23 protein-coding genes are annotated in these 21,447 nt (G+C 44.6%); 12 read left to right on the top strand and 11 right to left on the bottom strand.

Going from position 1 to position 21,447, the window contains the following annotated elements:
- Nucleotides 1-47: 47 nt before the first annotated feature.
- Nucleotides 48-2,195: a tetratricopeptide repeat protein gene (locus V2H45_RS03230; RefSeq protein ID WP_330482176.1), complete on the bottom strand. Its 2,148-nt coding sequence runs from the start codon at nt 2,193-2,195 to the stop codon at nt 48-50.
- Between the two features lie 100 nt (nt 2,196-2,295).
- On the opposite strand from V2H45_RS03230, the gene rfaE2 reads away from it, so the two are divergent.
- Nucleotides 2,296-2,778, top strand: a complete 483-nt coding sequence (rfaE2, locus tag V2H45_RS03225) for a D-glycero-beta-D-manno-heptose 1-phosphate adenylyltransferase (RefSeq protein ID WP_330482175.1) — start codon at nt 2,296-2,298, stop codon at nt 2,776-2,778.
- Here the strand turns inward: rfaE2 and V2H45_RS03220 are convergent.
- A complete protein-coding gene (locus V2H45_RS03220) occupies nt 2,756-3,343 on the bottom strand; it encodes a Uma2 family endonuclease (protein WP_330482174.1) in 588 nt (195 codons plus the stop codon). The two genes, rfaE2 and V2H45_RS03220, sit on opposite strands and share 23 nt — an antisense overlap.
- 569 nt (nt 3,344-3,912) lie before the next feature.
- On the opposite strand from V2H45_RS03220, the gene V2H45_RS03215 reads away from it, so the two are divergent.
- Nucleotides 3,913-4,221, top strand: a complete 309-nt coding sequence (locus V2H45_RS03215) for a suppressor of fused domain protein (RefSeq protein ID WP_330482173.1) — start codon at nt 3,913-3,915, stop codon at nt 4,219-4,221.
- 389 nt (nt 4,222-4,610) lie between these two features.
- Here the strand turns inward: V2H45_RS03215 and V2H45_RS03210 are convergent, their stop codons facing one another.
- Complete coding sequence (locus V2H45_RS03210; RefSeq protein WP_330482172.1) at nt 4,611-4,922, bottom strand: type II toxin-antitoxin system RelE/ParE family toxin; 312 nt, start codon at nt 4,920-4,922, stop codon at nt 4,611-4,613.
- Entirely contained in the window at nt 4,919-5,185 is a 267-nt protein-coding gene (locus V2H45_RS03205; protein WP_330482171.1) for a hypothetical protein, read from the bottom strand. Before V2H45_RS03205 ends, V2H45_RS03210 begins: the two co-directional genes overlap by 4 nt.
- A gap of 141 nt (nt 5,186-5,326) precedes the next feature.
- Between V2H45_RS03205 and V2H45_RS03200 the strand changes: the two genes are divergently transcribed.
- Genes V2H45_RS03200 through V2H45_RS03195 form a run of 3 tightly spaced genes read left to right on the top strand, consistent with a single transcriptional unit; the run spans nt 5,327 to nt 6,262 of the window.
- Nucleotides 5,327-5,575, top strand: a complete 249-nt coding sequence (locus V2H45_RS03200) for a type II toxin-antitoxin system HicB family antitoxin (protein WP_330482170.1) — start codon at nt 5,327-5,329, stop codon at nt 5,573-5,575.
- Complete coding sequence (locus V2H45_RS25510) at nt 5,569-5,793, top strand: type II toxin-antitoxin system HicA family toxin (protein ID WP_408648708.1); 225 nt, start codon at nt 5,569-5,571, stop codon at nt 5,791-5,793. Before V2H45_RS03200 ends, V2H45_RS25510 begins: the two co-directional genes overlap by 7 nt.
- Nucleotides 5,794-5,833: 40 nt before the next feature.
- Nucleotides 5,834-6,262 (top strand): hypothetical protein, encoded by a 429-nt coding sequence (locus tag V2H45_RS03195; RefSeq protein WP_330482169.1) that lies wholly within the window; start codon nt 5,834-5,836, stop codon nt 6,260-6,262.
- 122 nt (nt 6,263-6,384) lie between these two features.
- Here the strand turns inward: V2H45_RS03195 and pdxH are convergent, their stop codons facing one another.
- Nucleotides 6,385-7,023: a pyridoxamine 5'-phosphate oxidase gene (gene pdxH, locus V2H45_RS03190; protein ID WP_330482168.1), complete on the bottom strand. Its 639-nt coding sequence runs from the start codon at nt 7,021-7,023 to the stop codon at nt 6,385-6,387.
- Between the two features lie 286 nt (nt 7,024-7,309).
- Between pdxH and V2H45_RS03185 the strand changes: the two genes are divergently transcribed.
- Complete coding sequence (locus tag V2H45_RS03185) at nt 7,310-9,460, top strand: adenylate/guanylate cyclase domain-containing protein (protein WP_330482167.1); 2,151 nt, start codon at nt 7,310-7,312, stop codon at nt 9,458-9,460.
- Nucleotides 9,447-10,913 (top strand): mechanosensitive ion channel family protein, encoded by a 1,467-nt coding sequence (locus V2H45_RS03180; RefSeq protein WP_330482166.1) that lies wholly within the window; start codon nt 9,447-9,449, stop codon nt 10,911-10,913. The genes V2H45_RS03185 and V2H45_RS03180 overlap by 14 nt, the downstream gene beginning before the upstream one ends.
- Nucleotides 10,914-10,974: 61 nt before the next feature.
- Here V2H45_RS03180 and V2H45_RS03175 read toward each other — a convergent pair whose 3' ends face one another.
- Nucleotides 10,975-12,687, bottom strand: coding sequence for a GspE/PulE family protein (locus V2H45_RS03175; protein WP_330482165.1), 1,713 nt, complete (start codon nt 12,685-12,687; stop codon nt 10,975-10,977).
- A 411-nt stretch (nt 12,688-13,098) separates the two neighbouring features.
- Between V2H45_RS03175 and V2H45_RS03170 the strand changes: the two genes are divergently transcribed.
- Nucleotides 13,099-14,268, top strand: coding sequence for an ABC transporter ATP-binding protein (locus V2H45_RS03170; RefSeq protein WP_330482164.1), 1,170 nt, complete (start codon nt 13,099-13,101; stop codon nt 14,266-14,268).
- 81 nt (nt 14,269-14,349) lie between these two features.
- A complete protein-coding gene (locus V2H45_RS03165) occupies nt 14,350-15,540 on the top strand; it encodes a polyamine ABC transporter substrate-binding protein (protein WP_330482163.1) in 1,191 nt (396 codons plus the stop codon).
- A gap of 88 nt (nt 15,541-15,628) precedes the next feature.
- Here the strand turns inward: V2H45_RS03165 and trhO are convergent, their stop codons facing one another.
- Both trhO and V2H45_RS03155 read right to left on the bottom strand, forming a co-directional pair.
- Entirely contained in the window at nt 15,629-16,738 is a 1,110-nt protein-coding gene (gene trhO, locus V2H45_RS03160; RefSeq protein WP_330482162.1) for an oxygen-dependent tRNA uridine(34) hydroxylase TrhO, read from the bottom strand.
- A gap of 33 nt (nt 16,739-16,771) precedes the next feature.
- On the bottom strand, nt 16,772-17,227 hold the full coding sequence (locus tag V2H45_RS03155) for a hypothetical protein (RefSeq protein WP_330482161.1): 456 nt from the start codon (nt 17,225-17,227) through the stop codon (nt 16,772-16,774).
- 60 nt (nt 17,228-17,287) lie between these two features.
- On the opposite strand from V2H45_RS03155, the gene V2H45_RS03150 reads away from it, so the two are divergent.
- The gene (locus V2H45_RS03150; RefSeq protein WP_330482160.1) at nt 17,288-17,452 is read left to right on the top strand and encodes a hypothetical protein; all 165 of its coding nucleotides are present in this window, start codon (nt 17,288-17,290) and stop codon (nt 17,450-17,452) included.
- Nucleotides 17,453-17,484: 32 nt separating this feature from the next.
- Here the strand turns inward: V2H45_RS03150 and V2H45_RS03145 are convergent, their stop codons facing one another.
- The 3 genes from V2H45_RS03145 to V2H45_RS03135 all read right to left on the bottom strand — a co-directional run bounded on the left by V2H45_RS03145 (nt 17,485) and on the right by V2H45_RS03135 (nt 19,135).
- Nucleotides 17,485-17,928, bottom strand: a complete 444-nt coding sequence (locus V2H45_RS03145) for a type II toxin-antitoxin system VapC family toxin (RefSeq protein ID WP_408648705.1) — start codon at nt 17,926-17,928, stop codon at nt 17,485-17,487.
- Complete coding sequence (locus V2H45_RS03140) at nt 17,925-18,203, bottom strand: hypothetical protein (RefSeq protein ID WP_330482158.1); 279 nt, start codon at nt 18,201-18,203, stop codon at nt 17,925-17,927. Before V2H45_RS03140 ends, V2H45_RS03145 begins: the two co-directional genes overlap by 4 nt.
- An 83-nt stretch (nt 18,204-18,286) precedes the next feature.
- On the bottom strand, nt 18,287-19,135 hold the full coding sequence (locus V2H45_RS03135; RefSeq protein WP_330482157.1) for a hypothetical protein: 849 nt from the start codon (nt 19,133-19,135) through the stop codon (nt 18,287-18,289).
- A gap of 283 nt (nt 19,136-19,418) precedes the next feature.
- Here V2H45_RS03135 and V2H45_RS03130 point away from each other — a divergent pair, with 283 nt between their 5' ends.
- Together V2H45_RS03130 and V2H45_RS03125 are read left to right on the top strand one after the other, a co-directional pair.
- On the top strand, nt 19,419-20,444 hold the full coding sequence (locus V2H45_RS03130; RefSeq protein ID WP_408648707.1) for a hypothetical protein: 1,026 nt from the start codon (nt 19,419-19,421) through the stop codon (nt 20,442-20,444).
- 83 nt (nt 20,445-20,527) lie between these two features.
- The gene (locus V2H45_RS03125) at nt 20,528-21,436 is read left to right on the top strand and encodes a methylenetetrahydrofolate reductase (RefSeq protein ID WP_330482156.1); all 909 of its coding nucleotides are present in this window, start codon (nt 20,528-20,530) and stop codon (nt 21,434-21,436) included.
- The last annotated feature ends 11 nt before the right edge of the window (nt 21,437-21,447 follow it).

The following is a 21,447-nucleotide window of genomic DNA, read 5'->3' as shown; positions in this document are numbered from 1 at the left end:
GTAAGGATACAGAGAGTTCCAAAAATTCAATTTTTAAACTCGCGATCTTAAGACTCAATCACCTTTTGCTTTGTGAGAAATGCGATCGCATCGAGATCGAATTTAGCCAGAATTTCTGCGCCAGTCCAGCGGTGGTGCGTAAACTGATGCAAGGAAAAATCAAACTCTTTACTCACCGCCCAAAGTACGAAATTGGGATTGGTTTTCGCTGCTTCTATTTCCGTACAGGTAATCGTAAAGGAGATTTGGCGATCGGAATTTAAGGAGAAGCTCTTGATTGAGACATCCTCCCGCAAATCTTCTTTAGTACATTCCAAATCGTAAATGGATTCGGTTCTCTCTACCGAGCGCACTTGCCAGCCGTCAAGAATATATTGCGAAGTCACGGTAATGATTGCAGTTCTGTCAGCGAAGTTATATTCGCCTAAGGGTACAACCACAATCTTTTCAACGGGCTGCTCTACAACTCTTTCAACAATTTTCTCGACTTCGACAGTTTTTTCTACAACTCTTTCGACTTCAACAATTTTCTCAACTTCAACAATTTTCTCAACGATCACCTCAACGGTTTCAATTTCTTTTTGGATCACGATCTGAGGCGAGGATTCCACATCGTCCTGCACGACGGGTACTTGGGATGCAGCCCGATCGGCGAATCTTTGTTCTGGTTCCCTCGTTTCATCCTGCGGATGGAAGTCTTGTCGATACTCGAGTTTGGGCTCGGATTCAGATATGAATTCAGATCGATATTCTCGCGACTCTCTAGCGGATAGGGGTTGCCTCTCTGGGACTTCATGGGGCAGGTTGGCGCGATCGCGATCGGGGGTAGAAAAATCTAAAGCAATGCGCTTTGCCTCGTTTAATCCATTGGTTTGATGGGAGTTTTGTTCGAGCGATAGATTAGACGAATCGGGTTTCTCGGTTAGTAGTTTTGTCGTGGGTTCGGCATCGGATTCTTCGGCAAGGGTTTCGATCAAAACCTTTGCTTTTTGATAATTATCGAGTTTTCCCTGTTCCTTATAAAGCTTGGCTGCTTTACGCAGATTTGTTTTGGCAGCATTGTCATCCTTAAAATCAGGTTGGGAATGCGCTAAGCCACGGAAATAATAGGCATCGGCAAAGTCAGCCTTGAGCGCGATCGCTTCGCCAAAATCCCGCACGGCATCTGGATATTCCTTAAGAATAAAATTCGCCCGCCCGCGTCGGAACCACACCTGCTCTTGGCTGGGATCGATTTCCAAATAACGGCTGTAGTTGGAGATCGCTTGCTCAAAGCTTTTGAGTTTAAAAAAGGTATTGCCGAGGGCAAACAGAGCATCTGTATAGCCGGCGTCGATTTCGATCGCTTGGGAATGGTCGGCGATCGCCTTTTCATATTGTCCTAATTTGAAATAGGCGAGACCGCGCTTGTAGTAAGCATCTTTGGCTTTGTCTGGACGCAACGAAACCGCTTGGGTATAGTCAACGATCGCTTCTTTATATTCTTTTAAGCCAAAGTAAACATCGCCACGCCCAATGTAGGCACGCACGAAGTTAGATCTAGATTTGATCGCCTGGGTAAAGGAATCGATCGCATCTTCGGTAAATCCCTGTTGGCTATCCTCTAGACCCCAGCGATAAAACACATCGACGATCCTGATGCCCTTGCGTTTTTTTGCCGCTTGTAGAGAAAATCGATCCCACTCGCGATCGAGCAAGCGCGTATATTCTTCGCGAAATACACCTGCCTCGGTTTGGGGCTCTAGGGGCAGCCCCTCAAATTGGGGCAGTTGACGCAATTTATCAATTCTCAGAGGCTCGTCAAAGCTGACGCAAGCGTCGATCGCAATCCACACCCGAAAGTTATTGGGCGAGGAATCAATGTCATAGGCCTCGCTCAGTTCTCGGTAGCGGGGCGATTTGAGTCTTAGTTGATATTCGCGATCGGCGGGTACGACCTGACCGCTGGCAAAATAGCCCTGAAGGCTGCTACCAATGCGCTTAAAGTATGCCCTGTCACCAACTTTAACGGTTTGAATATTGGCACAGTTCCAAGTGATGATATATTGCTCCCCCTCGGCAATATCCTCGATCGCTTCAGCGAGAAAATCTCTGATTTCGGGCTCAACTTGCTCATCGCAAAGAAAAATTCTAGTCACCATAGGGTTATATTCTAGGTTTTGTGAGGCGATCGCCAAACTTTCAATAACGCTCAATCTGTAGCACTCAATTAGGATATTTCAACACACAAGCAATTCTATTATTCTAATAGATTGCCTATAAACTATACCAGTTGCTCACATAGCGTACTACTCTATGCATCTAGTTTACGACCTAGCAGAATTACAAACGCTGATAGCCCAGTCGCCACAAGATTGGCGGCCTTTAGTGTTTACCAATGGCTGTTTCGATCTGATTCATGTGGGGCATGTACGCTATCTTGCTGCGGCTAAGGCACTAGGTAAGACCTTGGTGGTGGGCGTTAACAGTGACACCTCGGTGCAACAGCTTAAGGGCAACACGCGCCCCTATGTACCCGAAGCCCAACGCGCTGAAGTTTTAGCTGCGCTGAAATCTGTGGATGCGGTGGTAATTTTTTCAGAAGTAACAGCGGTGGCAATTATTGAGGCGATCGCGCCCGATATTTATGTCAAAGGTGGTGACTATACGCCCGATACTTTACCCGAAACCCCAGCAGTGAAAGCCTGCGGCGCAAGTTTAGAATTAATTAAGGTCGAAATCCCCACATCAACCACAAAAATCGTCCAAAAGATTCTTAACAATTCTCAATCTCTCTAAGACTCTCCCCAAAAGCAACCATCGCATCTAGATGAGAATCCATCAATAAACATTGCTCTAGATCGTGAATATCCAGATCGGGCAAACATAAACTGCTCTGCCTTTGCTCGTATCTCCCTTGCTGCAAGCAATAAATGCTTATCTTCCCATCTTCCCAAAACCAAACTTCGGGTACACCACACAATTGATATTTTCTGAGCTTTTGCGTACTTCCACTTGTCACCACGACCTCTATACACAAGTCAGAAATCTCTTTCTCTGTGCCAAAGTTGTACGAAAGATCTGCCTGAAACTCGGTACTGCCCTTTACTGATTGCGTATAAGCACCTGTAGAGACAAAAGGGATCCGTCTAAGCATAAAATATTGCCCTAGGAGAAGTCCAAGCAACGAACAAATCATTTCATGCAGTCGTCCAATCCCCACAATTTCTAAAACTCCCTCACAAAACATTAGTCTGACTCCGCCAATCTCCTCAAAGGCAGATTTCAGAGCCTTAAATTGTTCCCATGTTACAGCCTGCTTGATAAAATATTGGTTGTCTGCTTTGACTAAAGTTTGGCTCATGGATTTTAGGTTTGCAGCGTACCAAATGATTTTAGCCTATTCTTTTCTGTCCAGATATTTATGTCAAAGGCGGCGACTATACGCCCGATACTTTACCCGAAACCCCAGCAGTGAAAGCCTGCGGCGCAAGTTTAGAATTAATTAAGGTCGAAATTCCCACCTCAACCACAAAAATCGCCCAAAAAATTCTTAACAGTTCTAAAGATCGATCAATCGATAAATCATTGTAACTTGGCAGTTAAAATCGCAGCTTTGCTGACCATACCTGCCTCCGCAGGTTAAAAAGTATAGGTTTATCTAGTCTGCATCGGAGGAATGTCTTTAATGCTTGAATATAATCAAAGCATCAAATCTCATTACGAAAAAGTTTGGTCTAATATAGGAACTCCTATTACTTGGGAATTGGGTTCTATGACTAAAATATCGCCCTCATTCTGCGTTTTAGAATTTTCGCCCAATCAGGGAAGAAATATGTGGACATATTCAACCTGTGGAATGTCTCAACCAAGTGATAAAAAAGCTATTGAGTTACATATTTTTCACCTTTTGCAACAAAAGAACTAGTTGAGTTGCTGACAGTTGTTGCTCATTACCACAGGACAGAAGCTTCTCTTGCAGATGGTCATACAGTAAATTTTGGGCGACCTTGGCTTCCTGACTCCTACTGCGATCGTGGATTAATTTCTCTTCCATATCTTGATGGTTCCGAATTGGAAAATACAGTTATAGAAGGAGCTAATGTTCGATTTTTATGGCTTATTCCAGTGACGCTCAAGGAGGTCAATTACAAGAAAAAAGAAGGTCTTGAAGCGCTAGAAGAAAAGTTTGAGGTAAGTCATTTTAATTATTTAGACCCTTATAGACAGAGCGTTGTCTAACTTCTATCCTATTATAGTAATTTATTGAATCTCTTATCCCCGATCTAAATTCTACAGGTAATCACTTTTCTCAAATGTCATCAGGATTGACACCCAATGACCTCAAGTGACTGTAGTCCCAACAGAAGACAAATCTGGAACAAGTGAGTTTATAATGCTATGAAGATGCGATCACACACCGATTAAATTCTTCTGAAGCTTTAACTGTGAGACCTCCTTTCACCCCACTCCACTATATTGCTCAAAAAATAACCATCAATTTGGAATCTAAAAGGGCAGTTGGGGGGGATTCTTGGGACATAAAAATTTCGATAGCTTGCGATCGCTTCAATTATTCTCGAACCTTAGCTGCATTGCCTTCTTTAACGTTGCGATCGCCAACCCAAAAATTAATCTTCACCCACATTAGATTGACGGCTATGCCGAACGTGAAGAATTGCTACAACATCTTCTTCTATGACAAACAAAGCCCGATATTTAATTCGCTTCCCAATCCAAAGCTGCCGAATTTCACGACCAATTACTGAGGCTTCTGGCGCTATGCCACATCGCATTGGGAACTTTTGTAGCGAAGCGATCGCGTCTTGAAGTTCGTAATACCAGTTGTTGGCTACTTCAGCACTTAGGTTATCGCACATCCAACGATAAGCTGTTTCAATTTCCTGAAAAGCAGTAGGTTGAATGAGTATCTGGTAACTCATGAACGGGGAGGAATACTAAATTTTTCTTGTAGATTTGCCAAAGCTTGCTCGACAGGAATTCCTAGACCCCGCTCGAATTCATCTAGCCCCTTGCGAATTCCTACGATCGCTTCTAGATAGTCAACACGGTCTAAGAGTTCATTGTATGTAGGCTGTGACTGTTTTGGGGTCGCTTTGAGAGATTTCAAGAAGGCAAATAAATCCTCTAGCAACTCGTTTGGAGTACTGTCGATTTCTTGTAATAATAATTCTTTGAACGTCATTACAGTTAAACAGATGAGATTTATATTTTTAGTATAGCGCCTGTATAAAGCGATCGCTTACTTCATCATAAAACAATATCATGAAAATTTCATTCGATATATTGCTACTATTCAAGATAAATCCAAATGGAATGAAAACAGATGAACGGTAATTGCAAACAAACTTACAATTACACGGTGCTTTTAGAAAAGGAAGAAGATGGAGGCTACCATGCGTTTTGTCCCGTTCTCAAAGGTTGTCATTCTCAAGGAGATACAGTTGAAGAAGCGATCGCAAATATGACCGAAGCGATCGAGTTATATCTCGAAAGTTTAATAGCTGATAACCTGCCTATTCCCACAGAAAATTTAATCGTCAAACCTCTAAGCATTGTGGCACAAGCATTTTAGCAACTGTCAAAGCCAAAGAATTTATTCGGGCTATCGAAAAACTGGGTTTCTATTTCGATCGCCAAAAAGGTAGTCATGCTGTCTACAAGAATGCTGACGGGAAAAGAGTGGTTATTCCAATCCATTCAGGGAAAGATATAAAGCAAGGCACTTTGATGGGAATGATTCAAGATGTCGGCATTGAGAAGGAAGCATTTTTCAAATTACTTCAAGAATAAAAGCTGTGAGGTTTGTATAGCAGGAATCTAACGAGATAAAATGGCTTTAATCTCTCTACTGAAATTCTCGCTAACAACTGTTCTCTTTTATGCAGCACTAGGCTATGTGACGTTTCACTTCTTTTCTACTTTGTTTGTTTTTATTCTTATTTTTTCTATAGGTTCCGTTTGCTTTGTCTCTTATAGAAAAGAGGAGGAAAAAGAGAAAGATTCACCCCCTGAAGAGAAACAGGGATGTGCTACGGGAGATATGCAAATGGGTGGAGCAGAGACTTTGTCTGAAGAGATATTAGAACTCGCTCTTATGTTTCTTTTCTGGGGAGTGATTTCAGGAATGTCACAAGTCAAAAATGAACTTCAGAAGCGGATAGATAAGCTCTATATTTTCCTTGTTTTGCTTTTATTGGCTTCAACTGGCTTGAGTTTAGGCTGGCTTTTGGAATCGTCAACATCGAAATTCCTGATGTAAATTATATTTACTCATGCAACAATTCTGTCAGGGAGAATTTCATCCTGGCAAGTTTGACTTTCTTGAAATATGCTTTCTCCTATTTTGCTATTTTACCTACTTCCCTAGATGAGCAGACTTCTTTATGGAGATAATCGATGTACTTCCCATGCTTCATCACTTTGGTGGGTATACAAAAAGCGATCGTGGAGGCGGTTGGGACGACCTTGCCAAAATTCAAAGCTTTTTGGCACAACGCGATAACCGCCCCAAAAGGAAGGGAGAGGAATTTCTCCATCTTGAAACTTATGCTTCATCTTCTCAAACTCATTGATCAAAAGTTGGCGAGATGAGATCACCGAACTTTGGCGGGAACTCCATGCACCCAGTTGACTTCCCTTGGGACGCGAGAGGAAATATTGCAGAGACTCAACTGTAGAAACTTTTTGAGCGATTCCCGTAATTTGCACTTGTCGCTGCAAGGGCAACCATAGAAATAAAAGCGAAACATGGGGATTCTCTTCGATCTGTCGAGCCTTTCGACTTTCGTAGTTCGTGAAAAATACGAACCCACTGTAATCAAAATACTTTAAAAGTACAGTGCGGACGAGTGGTTCCCCTTTTGATGAAGCCGTAGCCAACACCATCGCATTCGGTTCCTGCAAATCGGCATTACATGCTTGCTGAAACCAGAACTCAAATTGCTTAAATGGGCTCTCTTGTAAATCTTTCCGCCCAAGCTCTGCTTGCGTGTATTCCTGCCTTAACTCATGAATATCCATAGATTTCTAATTCTTTAACTTTTCTCCCTTTTTTAGGGCTAGGAAGGCTATTTATCTTGTTTTGCCCAATTTTTGGGGGGTAAAAACCCTTTCTGCTAAGTAGGGGGAATTCATAAATTGCCCTTAATCAACATAATTCAAATTACATGTAAGGAGAGCTACTCGCAAGCAAAGCTCAAAAGCGATCGCTTAAATGTTCCTCTACAAACAATTTCATCAAAATTTGTACTTTAGAATACCTGCGATCGCCCCTGTTACGTCGCACAATCCTAAGTGAATTTTTTCTATGCAATGGCTTAAATGGCTTAGTATTCAGTCAAAACTGATCGTCATGCTGCTGGCGGTTAGCAGCAGTTCTATTTTAGTGACTGCCTATCTGGGCTATCGCAGCGGACAGTCTAACCTGACCGATCGCGTATTTAACCAGCTCACGAGTTTACGCGCCTCCAAAGCCTATCAAATTGAGTCTTATTTCAAAACCACGTGCAATCATATTCAGACTCTGAGTGACGATCCATCGGTTGTGTCGGCGATTACAGAATTAACCAATGCTTACCGTCAGCTCGATACCGTTCAGATGGCACCTGAGGCGCAGCAAAAACTCAGAGACTATTACCAAAACGAATTTTTACCTAGATTAGCCAAAACCCAGCAGGGCTCGCCCGTACTCAACTCTTTTCTCCCTGAAACCGCCGCCGCCAATTACCTGCAATATCACTACATTGCCGCCAATCCTAATCCCGTCGGTAAAAAGGATCTGATGGATATGGCGAATGATGGCAGCGAATACAGTCGCATTCACGCCCGCTATCATCCCATTTTTCGCAACATTATCAAGAAATTTGGCTATTACGACATGTTCTTGATCGATCCGCAAGGAACTGTAATCTATACGGTTTACAAAGAGACGGACTTTACCACGAACTATACAACGGGAGCTTACAACGAAAGCAACCTTTCTCGCCTAGTTTCGTCCGTGCGAAAGTCGAAAGAGAGAGACTTTGCTAAAATCATTGACTTTGAAGCCTATAGCCCATCCTACGGCGCTCCTGCCGCCTTTATCGCAGCGCCTATTTTCGATCGCAATAAATTTATCGGCGTTCTCGCCATTCAAGTGCCTGTGGATGAGATCAACAACGTCATGACGGGCAATCTCAAATGGGAGAGGGATGGACTGGGCAAAACTGGCGAAACCTATTTGGTGGGTAAAGATTACTTTATGCGATCGGTTTCGCGTTTCCTCGTGGAAACGCCTGAAGAGTACCTGCAAACCCTCTCTTCGCTGGGAGTGAATAAAGAGACAATCAATCGCATTCGCCAATATAAAACCTCCATCCTCGAACAGAAGGTGAAAACAACTGCCGCTGAAGAAGCCTTAACAGGTAAGCAGGGGATCAAGATCATTCAGGATTATCGCGATATTTCCGTATTGAGTTCCTATGCTCCCTTACAGATTGAAGGTCTTGACTGGGTGATTTTGGCAGAAATGGATTTGTCGGAAGCCTACGCCCCGATCTACGACTTTGAGCGCCAGTTATTGATTTCGGCAACCCTATTGATGTTGTTGGTGATTTTATTAGCGATGACGCTCTCGCATTTCTTTGTCAAACCTATTAATCAATTGATTGACAGTTCGCGTAAGGTCGCCGCAGGACAGCTAGATGCGATCGCCCTGCTCGAAACCAAAGATGAGTTTGGCGAATTGGCGCAATCCTTTAATGCCATGGTGCTCAGTCTCCGCGACCAAACCAACCTCGTCGAAGAGAAAAATCGCGAGAACGAACAACTCCTGCTGAGTATTTTCCCCGCCGCGATCGCCAAACGTCTCAAAAAAGGCGAAAAGAACATTGCTGAAAGCGTTTCCAATGTTGCCGTTCTATTTTCCGATCTGACTGGCTTCTCTAAGCTTTCAGATTCTCTCACAGCTTACGAAATTGTCAGCATTCTCAACGACCTCGTTACCTCTTTTGATGAAGGTGCAGAACGCTATGGTATGGAAAAGATTAAAACCATTGGCGATAGCTACATGGCAGTTTGCGGGCTTTCGGTTCCCTACCTCGATCACGATAAACGGGCTTTAGATTTTGCCCTAGAGATGCAAGCGATCGTGCGGCGTTTTAGCCAAGAACGGGGCTTCCAATTAAATATCAGCATTGGCATCAACTCTGGTGATATTGTGGCAGGGATCGTCGGTCGCAATAAATTTATTTACGATGTTTGGGGCGATACGATTAACCTTGCTAGTGCCTTAAAATCAGCCTGTCCCCCCGGCTCTGTGTTGGTTTCCAGTGAAACCTATAGCCGCTTAGTCGATATTTACGAATTTGAGCCCCTCGCTGCCAAGGTCGAGAATGGTAAAGAGTTGCTCCCCGCATGGCGACTCAAGAGTACGCAACAATTTATCCAAACTGAGGTTGAGATCGATGGTTCAGTCTAGTTCTAATCATTTGATTATCTGGGCGATCGCACTGATCGTCGGTTTAGCCGTATCTACAATCACACTTGGCGAACTGATTTATCGCTTACAAAATCGTCGGAAGCCACTTGCCTCCACCCTAAAGGTGGTTCGCAACTTGGTTTTGCCCGTGTTAGCATTCATGCTATTTGCCCAGTTCGTGCTCCAGCGCCCAGCCAGCGACGAGTTGCTAAAGAGCATCCAAACTCTATTTTGGGTTTGCGTACTCCATGCTTCCCTTTCTTTGTTGAACGCGATTTTATTCGAGCAGGCAAAGGCAGATACTTGGCGGGCAAGGGTTCCCAAGCTCCTGATCGATTTATTTCGGTTGTTTTTGGTGCTCTTGGGAACGGCGATCGTGCTGGCAACAGTTTGGAATGCAGACTTGGCTGGACTGGTTACGGCACTGGGCGTTAGTTCGATTGTGATCGGTTTGGCGCTTCAAGACACCCTAGGCAGTGTGATGTCGGGGATTGCCCTCCTGTTCGAGCATCCTTTCTCCGTGGGAGACTGGCTGAAGATTGGGAATATGGTGGGTCAGGTGATTGATATTAACTGGCGATCGGTTCGGCTCCAAACCTTTGAACGCGAGATGGTGATCATTCCCCATAAACTGATCGGTAGCGAAATTATTCACAACTACAGCCGTCCCCTTGCCCTCCATGCCGAGCGGATTCGCATTGGCTTCGCCTATACCGATCCGCCCAACTTAGCCAAGCGGGTTTTGCGAACCACCGCCCTAGAAACCCAGGGAATTCTGCCCAACCCAGAACCCAAGATTTTTACACACTCCTATGATGATTCGGCGATTACCTATGAGGTCAAGTTTTTTATTGCGGACTATAGCGAACTAGAAGAAATTCGCGATCGCTTTATGAGTCGGCTCTGGTATGCAGCGCAGCGTAATAATTTAACCATTCCCTTCCCAATTCGGACGCTCTATCATTTTCATGGCCCTACCTCAAAAGCGGAGGGAACTTCTAAAAAGTTTACCGAGAGCTTGCAATCGCTACCCGCATTTGTGCCATTGGAAGACCCTGAGAGCCTAGGTAGTACGGCATCGGAAGGCATAGATTTGCAACATTTTGGTGCGGGTGAAAAGGCGATCAAACAGGGCATGGCGAGCAATGCTCTATTTATCGTGGTTTCAGGACAAGCAGTCATGACCGTTACAGATTCGATGGGTATAGAACATGAAATTCTTACAGTCAAAACAGGAGAGTTCTTTGGAGAGATGACCCTCTTTTCTGGAGAACCCAGTGCGATCGCCGTTACTGCTGTCAACGATTTAGAAGTGATGATGATCTCAGCGATCGCAGTGAATCAGATGATCGATCGCCAACCCAGTTTTGCGCGAGAAATCAGTCAAATCATTGAGGTGCGCCGCCGCCTAGTCAGCGAAATCGAACTGTCCTCTTCTAGTTCCCAATCCTAATCAATGTCAGTTCGGGAGAAGTTTTTTGAATCATGAGAGTAGATTCTAAAATGGGAGGGCTTTAAGGACTACTGGCGTTAATCGCTTTCATGTGATGTCTTGATGGGTGGGTTGACTTGCGATACAAAGCGCTGCGGGGAAGGACGCGCAATATTTCATCGGTAGTTGTGATTCCAATGGTGAGCTTTTCGATCGCGGCAAGTCGGAACGAATGGAATTCAATCTCATTTAGGTAACGATTCATTTGCGTAATCGTACCTTCGTAAATCAATTGGCGTACGGTGTCATCGGCATCCAGCAGTTCCACCACAGCTTCTCGTCCTAAAAAACCTGTATTAAAACAGCGATTGCAGCCCACTCCCTTGCGCCAGTGGGTCAGATCGACGGTGTCAGGATCGATGTGTAGGGATTTTAACTCAGCCAATGTCGGAGTATGGGGTTTGGCACAATGGGGACAAATCTTGCGGACGAGACGCTGTGCCACCACACCTAAAAGCGCATCGCTAATCAAGCCGGGGTCTGGGCCTAAGTCTTTTAACCTCGGAATTGCACTGGCAGCATCATTGGTGTGCATGGTCGATAAGACCAAGTGCCCTGTCAGAGCCGCTCGTACTGCCGTCTCAGCGGTTTCTGGATCGCGTACTTCGCCCACCATGACGATATCGGGATCTTGGCGTAAAATTGCGCGTAACCCTGCGGCAAAGGTCATGCCTGCGGGTTCGTGGACTTGGGTCTGCGTAATATTGGGCAGCACATACTCTACGGGGTCTTCTACGGTGACAACATTGACATGTTCCGTTGCCAGTATCTGCAAGCTGGTATAGAGCGTACTGGTTTTGCCAGACCCCGTTGGGCCAGTCATGATAATCAAGCCTTGCGGTTGCCAGATCCAACTCTCATAGATACTTAACGCCCGTTTGGTAAAGCCTAGACTTTCGATGCGATCAGAAAACGGATTTTCACGGGGCAGTAACCGAATTACAATTTTTTCGCCATGGACGCAGGGCAGCGTGCTCACCCGCATATCGAGGTCTAAGTCTAATTCCTCGGTGTTGGTATAGTTTTTGCCAATACGTCCATCTTGAGGACGACGACTTTCGGCAATGTCCATATTGCACATGACTTTGAGCGCCACAATGATTTTGCGGCTGATGTCTAAATGCAAGGTTTTAATGTCGCGCAGAATACCGTCAATGCGATAGCGCACCCGTAGTCCTAGGGCAGTCGGTTCTAGGTGAATATCACTGGCACGATGCTGCAAGGCAACTGAGATTAGGGCATTGATCCTGCGAGTTTGATCGACGGCTTGCGATAGGTATAGATCGGTAACTTCGCTAATATCGGCAAGCTCGGTTTCGCCCGTGAGGGGATTGATTAAAGGCGCAGAATTAATACTATTTTGACTGGGAATATTCTGTCTGCGAAACCAAACCCGATAGCTTTCAGGAGCGATCAGAATTGAGCGAACTTCTGTCAGGGTGCGATCGCCGATCGCCCTTAGCTCCTCAGGTGAGAGCACATAGGGACTACCAATATAAAAACAACTGCGCCAGAGCAACAATGGGATCACGGGGGGAAGCGCAGAGAGATCTTCAAATTCTCGAAAAAAACGATGATTTAGCTCTTGGTCTAACAGTTCAAGCTTGACCAGCCCCTTTGGATCGACGAGTTGACGCAGTGCCTCCTCACAGGAACAAATCTGATTATTTCTCAGCCTTTGCCAAACTGATTCAGGATTTAGGTATTGATTGGAGGACATTGTGCGAATTTCCATAATCCTTGCGATATGAGTATTTTGGGCTTGCAGAAATTTTGGGGCTGCGATCGAGCCGATCAGTCTGATTATGCCCATCTAAAATAACAAAATCACCTCGATTTAAATTACAGTTTTGTAATTCAACCAAGGTTCTGTTACGCTTAGCGGGTGCGGGATCCCATGCTATAGGGATGCGATCGCACACCCATACATGACATTTTTGTGAATTGTGGCTGCGTCGATAGATTTATCCTAATATTCAGATATAGACGATCTGTATTTACTACAGTAAGCGCTATATTTTAGTAGTCTATAAACGCATTTCTATCTGTTAAGATTCATTGATTGTTTAACAAGAAAGCTAAATTGCCCCCAAAATTGCCTCAAGAACTGCTTAGATTCTCTAATTTTTGGACTACCCTTTAGATTATGGCTCAATCTACAACTGTCAAAGAGACTGGCATAACAACCGACACAGTACCTGACGTAGAACTAAAAAAGGTATTTAAAATTTTTGGCTCTGGCGCAGTTGTTCAAGGGGTAGATTTACAGATCCAAAAAGGAGAACTGTTTAGCATTCTTGGCCCATCAGGTTGCGGCAAAACCACATTACTGCGCTTAATCGCTGGGTTTGAAGAGCCCTCCGCAGGAGAGGTGTTAATTCAGGGGCAGACGATGACCTATGTGCCTGCTTACCGTCGTCCCGTAAATACGGTGTTTCAAAGCTATGCACTGTTTGGGCATATGAGCATTTTTGATAATGTGGCATTTGGTTTAAAGGTACGGGGCTTACCTAAAGCCGAAATTAACGATCGCGTCAAAGATGCCCTCCGCAAAGTCAGGCTAGAAGTCATGGGCGATCGCTTTCCCCGCCAGCTATCGGGTGGACAGCAGCAGCGGGTGGCTTTAGCCAGAGCTTTGGTCAATCGTCCCAAGGTGGTGCTGCTGGATGAGCCCTTAGGCGCATTGGACTTAAAATTGCGCAAAGAAATGCAGGTAGAGCTTTCCAACTTGCAATACGATCTGGGCATCACGTTTGTCATGGTTACCCACGACCAAGAGGAAGCGCTCAGCATTTCTAGTCGCATTGCGGTGATGAACCAAGGCCAGCTAGAACAGGTGGGCACACCCAGTCAAGTTTATAATTACCCCACAACCCCCTTTGTCGCAGGATTTGTGGGCGAAACCAATCTGTTTGAGTGCAAGCTGGTAGAACAGGATGGAGCTTTTTTAGAATTGCGTTCTAACTCGGGACTGGCGATCGTGGTCGAGAAACCAAGTGATTGGCAGCTCAGCAAAGAGGCATGGGTGAGCGTGCGTCCAGAAAAGATCAAACTGTCTACCGAGCATCCCAATCAGCCCTACAATACCTATCGTGGTGTTTTAAACAATGTTTTCTATCTCGGCGATCATTCTCAATATATTGTGGATTTGTTAGCCAGCGAGAATGTACCACCAGTACGCGTAACCTTAGTGCGCCAAAACACACTTGGGGATAAAGTTCCACCCTTTGATAGTCAAGTTTATATATCTTGGACTCCTGAGGACTGTTTGGCCTTAGCAAAACCCATGCCTCAGCCCAGTCTAGATCTTCTCTAAATTCTTTTATGCAAGCGATCTGAGCTTGGCATGCCGCGATCGAGAGTATCCAGATAAGAGTATCCAGATAAGAGTATCCAGATGAGAGTATCCCGCCGAAAATTTATCCGAAACTCTGCCTATGCCGCTTCAGCACTGATGGCGGGTACAACATTATCGAGTTGTGGCATCTTTGACACGCCCCAACCACCTTCCACAACAGAAACAGCAGAGCCAACCGTGGCCCCGACGGTGACTGGTGATAAAAACACTCTTTATATCTACGGTTGGGCCACCTATGTCAGCAATACCGAGGTGATGGAGGGTTTTACCAAGGAGACGGGAATTAAGGTTGTCGGTGACAGCTACGATTCTAACGAGGTGATGTTGGCAAAGTTACAGGCAGCAGGCGGCAAGTCAGGGTATAGCATTATTTATCCCAGCGACTATATGGTTGCCCAGATGCACGAGCTGGATTTGCTGTTGCCCTTAAACAAGAAACTGCTATCTAACCTGCAAAATATTGGTGAAGAATATTTCGTGTCAGCTACACTATACGATCCGGGCAATAAATATGGAATTCCCGTAAGTTTAGGTACGACTGGGATTGCCTACAATGTTAAGGCGATGAGAGAAATCGTCGGTGCCGAACCTACAGATTGGAGCTTTTTATGGGAGCAGCGCAACAAACTTCGGATCACATTGCTCAATGATGTGCGTGAAGTGATGGGGATGGCGCTCCATTCCCTCAATTTTTCTTACAATGCCAAAGAAGAATCAGCAATTCGCTTGGCATTTGAGAAATTACGAGAACTAATGCCAGCCACTGCTAATTTTAATACGGATGCATGGCGCGACCCCTTGACAGCAGGAGATTTAACCCTGGCAATGGCATTTTCGGGTGATGGCATTAGTTTAATGCGTCAAAACAAACAAGATCGCGAGAAAGATGCCTCGGTTCCTGAAATTAAATATATTTTGCCTGCCAGCGGCACGTCTATTTTTATGGATATGATTGCAATTCCCAAGGGTGCGCCGAATTTAGAAGCAGCCCATGCTTGGATGAACTACATCATGCGTCCTGAAATTGCTGCCAAAATTAGTAACGCTAACAGTTTTGGCACAACCAATAAACTGGCAAAATCTCTGGTAGACGAGGACTTAAAAGCGATCGCAGTTTGGGAACCAACGAAAATCTATATTAACCGCAGTGGAAGAATTTCCAAACTTGACCCTGAGGTGTCGCGCATTTATGAAACCTACTGGACAAGACTAACTTCAGGTTTGGGATAATTCAGGTTTGGGGTAATATGTATTTAGGAGCTAGCAGCTTACTGTTCTAAATCCTAAAGACTATCAAACTTTCAAAAACAGCCAACAGCTAAAAAACAATCCGATCGTCAAAGACAAAGCATTCTCCTTGCCAAAGACTCTCTGCTGTGGGAACTTCCTCTAAATATTTGAGGATACCCCCTTTGAGGTGATATACCTCTGAAAATCCCCGCGCTAACATATAGGCGCTTGCTTTTTCGCAACGAATTCCGCCCGTACAGAACATAGCGACTTTCTGATGTTGATTGGGATTGAGATTTTTGTCTACATACTGAGGGAACTCACCAAAAGTATCTAAATTTGGATCGATCGCACCATGAAATGTACCAAATTCGACTTCGTAAATGTTGCGCGTATCAATAACGAGTACGGTAGGGTCTGAAATCAGAGCATTCCAATCCTTAGGTTCCACATAAACACCAACTTCACGAGTCGGATCGATGGTAGGAACGCCCATTTTGACCAGCTCTTTTTTTAATCTAACCTCGATCTTTTGGAACGGTATAACCTCGCAGTAAGCCTCCTTATGCTCAAGACCTTGAAGCCGAGAATCCGATCGCAAGTAACTGAGTAAAGCATCAACGCCTGCGCGACTGCCCGCGATCGTGGCGTTAATTCCCTCATGGGCTAAGAGAATCGATCCCTTAATTCCATGGATATGACAAAAGGACTTGATCGAGGGACGCATTTCTTGATAGTTTGACAATTCGGCAAAATGATAGAAAGTCGCCACCACAAATTGTTCTGACTTTTCCAGAAGTTTCTCCATGGCATAGTGGGCAACCTTCTGACCATGGCAAGAGACTTGCCATTCTTTTACGATCGCAAAACCTCTGCTCTTGAAAAAAGCCCTTGCCGAACCCGTCACGGAGGTAAACAGACGCGTAATACCTAACTCTAAAGCTTTTGCTTCGATCGCCCGATAGAGCCTTATTCCAACGCCACTACGCTGAAAATCTTTGTGACAGTAAAAGCGATCGATCTGACCGTTTGGTTCAAATTCGCCTAGACCAACGATTTCTCCTGCTTCCTCAGCAAGATAGATCGTTCGATTTAGATCGAGGTCTGACGAGTCTTTGCTGTCCGTATGTTTATGGATGTCAAGCAAAAACTTGGCTAAGCGATCGCAATCTTGGGGTTGAAACAATCGAATTTCCATAGCTACTGTGGGGTTCAAGTTTAGTGGTTGGAGCTATCTCCGATCGCTCGCGACCGGTTGGAGCAGATCTTTAGAAAAGCAAAACTCCAAACAGGCTTGGGCGATCGTAAACCAAAACATACTTTCTCCCAGTACCAAGGCAGCCATCCCTACTATTTGGGTTAAAGATTGCGTTAAATCTTGGCTGTTTAGTAGCATTTCTACCTGCCCTAATCCTCTTACGAGGGCAAATGCCAGCAACGTTCCAGTTTTTAAATGCGGATTGGTTTCATCCCTAACGGCATAACGGTAGGTAACGCCAAACAAAAATCCACTGACTGCCGCGATCGCAAGACTTCCCAAAAATGGCAGTAAGTTTTCACTGGCGTAAATCCCCATCCCCAGCCAGAAATGGCTAGCGATTTTGGCGATCGCTGCCGCAAGACTAACTGCGATCGCTGCAATAATACCTGCCTTTGCAGACTCGATTCGATCTCCAGCCTCTTGCATGAATAAATTATCCTCCGTAGTCTCAGAATTATAATTCAATACGGATCAGTTCGTGAAGTTGTGCGTGAAGGGTTGAGATTGCGGCAAGAACGCAACCAACTTCAGCAGTTGCATTTGCAAGAGTTGCGTCACGATTTGTTTTGGATTGCTTCCTTAGCGATCGCTTCTTTGTCACAAATGTCTAAACGCTCGGTATCGACTTGCCTTTCCTTCCAAGTCGGCTAATCAAAGGTAAATCTCCATTTTAGGTAAAAACTCTATGTGTAAAGGTGATTTGGAGCGATCGCATTAATTTCTAAAAGTCTTTTGAAATCATCAGTGTTAAAAGTTAGTAAATCAGTTAAACCATGAGCAATCATTGCCGCTACCAGCCTTGTGTCATGCGCTGGTTTGCCAGAAACTTGATAACGTGCAATCAAATCTTCCCAAATTAGAAATATATTTTCTGTATCCAAGAGAAGAGTAAAAGTGTTTTTAATCTCTTCTAATTCTTCAAGTGCTCTAGCTACTGATAGACCAAGACCATTAACTTCTATTGGACGAGTGGCAACAACCCAAAATTCGATCAAGTTTTGAGAGGTAATAAAGAGTGCGTCTCCTCGTTCAAACAAAACTTTTACTGATTGCACAGCCACTTCGTTCATTGGATGTGTTTTTTGCGCAATCCGCAACAGGATATTTGTATCAATCAAGAACCTCATAGCATTTCATCTTCTCTGCTATAAATGCTTTCTCGGCTAATATCATAATCGCTGAGAATAGGGGCTTGAATATCGCTATGGCTTTTTGCCCAACGCAAGAACTGTTCTGTTTTCTTTTGTGGGGAGTCTTGTAGCAAGGTATTGGATGTTGCTGAGGCTTTTAAGAAGCCTTCAATCAATCTACTTAGTAGCTCCTCAACAGATGTTCCCTGAGCATCTGCCTGGGCAATTAAGCGAGTTTCTATTTCTGGTTCTAATTGTAATGATATCGTCATAATTAATGCCCTTTAACAGTTTATTTAACATTCAATTCTGTAGCAATTCTATTTTTTGAACTACTGAAGCTTTATAGATACACCTAAATATGGTTATTACTAAGCCAGTCTATAAGACTGTAAATTTTTTCTAAATACGCAGGGAATGTAACTAATAATGCGTAAAGATGCTCTCTTTCTATAACTCTTCCAGACGGGTGTCCCGCATCATTTCTGTGACTTCTAATAATGGAGAAAAGACCAGTAAGATAGTTGTCTAGGTTCTCTTTTATATCAGATGGTAAAGTTTGATTTATTTTTGTTCTCAGAATGTTTTGAAATTCATCATGTTTTCTCTTGATCGAAATAGTATCTGTCTTTTTTTTGAAATCAGCTTTATCTGTTGGATTTGATATTGAATTTTCGCAGGCATCAATCAATAGTAAAATAGCCTTCTCAGAAGCACATCCTAATGTAATAACCGAAGATAAAAGGCAATGAATTCGGAAGGCTTTTAAGCTCTCTTCTAAATAGGCAAGTATTACATGATCATTAGATATAGCTTTCACTCTAGCCAAATACTTATCTGGATCATAGGGTTCGGGTGGCTGGCTTCCAAGCTTAGATCTTCCATACTCTGAAATATGATACCAAGGGAGGCTATTTTCATTTGCATTGCCAATTCCTCGACCAGGGCGGATTATACCCTCTATTATTAAGTCCCAGATAATATCTTCAATCCAAGCTTTGTACTTTTGGGGGAGTTCGTATTGTGGATTCATGTGCCGAGTTCCATCCCCAGCATGAGGATCTGGAGCTATTCCTTTTGAAACAACTGATTGTGCCAAGTTGCCATAGAGGATTGTTGTTTGCCCACCACTTGAAGATTCTAGGTTCTCAAGGATTAAAGTTCTTGTTTGTTCGTAAGAGATGTCTAAACTAACTTGGGTCATAGATCGCCACTCAAAAGTTCTGCAACATATATTCTCTAACTCAATTGAAGCATACTACTTCTTGATAATTAACTATCAACGTCACCCCAATACTGAAAGATCAAACTGAATCAAATTGCTTTGTGGTCTTTAAGAAAATTCACGCAACTCTTGGACAAGTTAGAATTGGCAAGCCAACTTTTAAGAGAAGTACGTTTTGACTATAGTGCTTGACCAAACTGAAAATAAAATTACTAATGATATTTTCACGATCGCTGACACAAACGGTAGTGCCTTGCCATTCATGCAGCCAGAAAGCTTCGATCTACAGCTACCCGATCCAGAAGACGAGCAAATTGCCGATCACGAGTTTCATGAGTCTTTAGATCGAGCTTGGCAAGTGTGCGATCGCTTCGATTTACAAACCGATATTTGGCGGGGCAGAATTTTACGCTCGGTACGCGATCGCGAAAAGATTAATGGCGACAGTCGGGGCAGTGGCTTTTTGCAGTGGTTACAAGAGCGCGAAATTAGCAAAAGTCAAGCCTATGCTTGGATTACCCTCGCCAATAGTGCCGATACGCTTGTGGATGGGGGCTTTTTAGAAGCCGATGACGTCAAGCAGTTTAGCAAACGCGCCTTTGTCGAGACAGCACAGGCATCCCCTGAAGTGCAGCAACTGGTGAGCGAAGCTGCACGGAACGGCGATCGGATCACGCGGCGCGAAGTACGACAACTTTCCGATGAATGGACGGCGATGTCTTCAGAGTTGCTACCGATCGAAGTCCGCGAAAAAGTTTCAGAACACACCATTCCCTCCCGCTATGTTGCCCCACTGGTACGGGAGCTAGAAAAACTGCCCGAAGCCCATCAAGACTCCATTAAATATGCGATCGCTGAAAACTCTGATATCGACAATATTCGCCAAGTCACAGCCGAGGCGCAACGTCTGAGTAAATATCTCAGCACCAGTACGCAAGTGCAGGCATTAAGCCAAGACGTGAATCTAGAGCTAGCCCTCGAGGAAGCGCTTCGCATCGGGTGTCTCAAATCTACCGCCGATCTCGTCAGCAACGCCGCCCAGCTAGAACAAACGATCGCCAAGCTCTATACCACTTGGAAGCGCCTGACCAGTCTAGCCGAACAGGTTTATACCGAAAGCGGAGCCAGCACGCCCCACCTGCGATCGCTGCTCAGCAACTTAGAATCTCTGTCAAGCAATCATTTAGAAGTGCAACTTGGGGTAGAGTCATCGGCACGCTTGATTAGTCTCCATATTCAAGATGATGCGATCGAGGAGGATTCTGCGTCAGATCGTGACTACGCGTAAGGAATAATAGAAAAAGTAAATTATTGATGTCCAAGCCGATCGCATTGCTCTCAACGCGAATTTGGCGTTACGTTAAGCCTTGAATGTCTAGCCAACCAAAATTTTCTAATTTTCGCGATCGCGTTGCCCGTAAGGACTTTTTGATCACCGCCGAGGTCTCGCCGCCCAGTGGTGCTGACCCTCAGCATACGATCGCCCAAGCCCAATTATTAAAAGGTCGGGTTCACGCTGTTAACATTACAGATTCTAGTCGAGCCGTGATGGGCATGAGTCCCCTTGCTGCCTCTGTGATTTTGCAACAACAAGTCGGCATTGAAACTATCTGTCAACTGGCTTGCCGCGATCGCAACCGCATTGCGCTTCAGGGGGACTTATTGGGAGCTGCCGCACTCGGTCTTACGAATATTTTGGCTCTGACTGGCGACCCTGTAAAGGCAGGCGATCATCCCAAAGCTAGATCCGTATTCGATCTAGAAGCGGTACGGTTACTACAACTGATCGATAAACTCAATCATGGCGTCGATCATAATGGCAAAACGCTTTCTGGAGGTGGCACAGACTTATTTGTTGGGGCTGCGGTCGATCCTCAGTCACCTAGTTGGTCGGGGCTTCGGCGACGGTTTGAACGCAAAATCGCCGCAGGCGCACAGTTTTTTCAAAGTCAGTTGATTACAGATTTCGATCTACTCTCGAAATTTATGGCTCAAATTGGCGATTTGTCAGATAAACCCGTTCTAGCGGGTATTTTCTTACTAAAATCAGCAAAAAATGCCCAATTTATTAATAAATACGTGCCTGGTGTCCATATTCCAGACATAATTATCGAGCGGCTTGCCAAAGCCAAGGTGCCTTTACAGGAGGGCATCGCGATCGCGGCAGAACAGGTCAAAGCGGCACAACAGATTTGCCAAGGGGTTCACCTGATGGCAGTCAAAGCCGAGCATTTAATTCCTCAAATTCTCGATTTGGCGGGTATTCCGCCCATTGTTTGAATGGCAAGGAT

It is taken from the genome of Tumidithrix elongata BACA0141 (assembly GCF_036349135.1).
In the GTDB taxonomy this organism is placed as follows: domain Bacteria; phylum Cyanobacteriota; class Cyanobacteriia; order Pseudanabaenales; family Pseudanabaenaceae; genus Tumidithrix; species Tumidithrix elongata.
The sequence above is the reverse complement of the archived record's forward strand: the minus strand, read 5'-3'. Positions and strand labels throughout refer to the sequence as shown.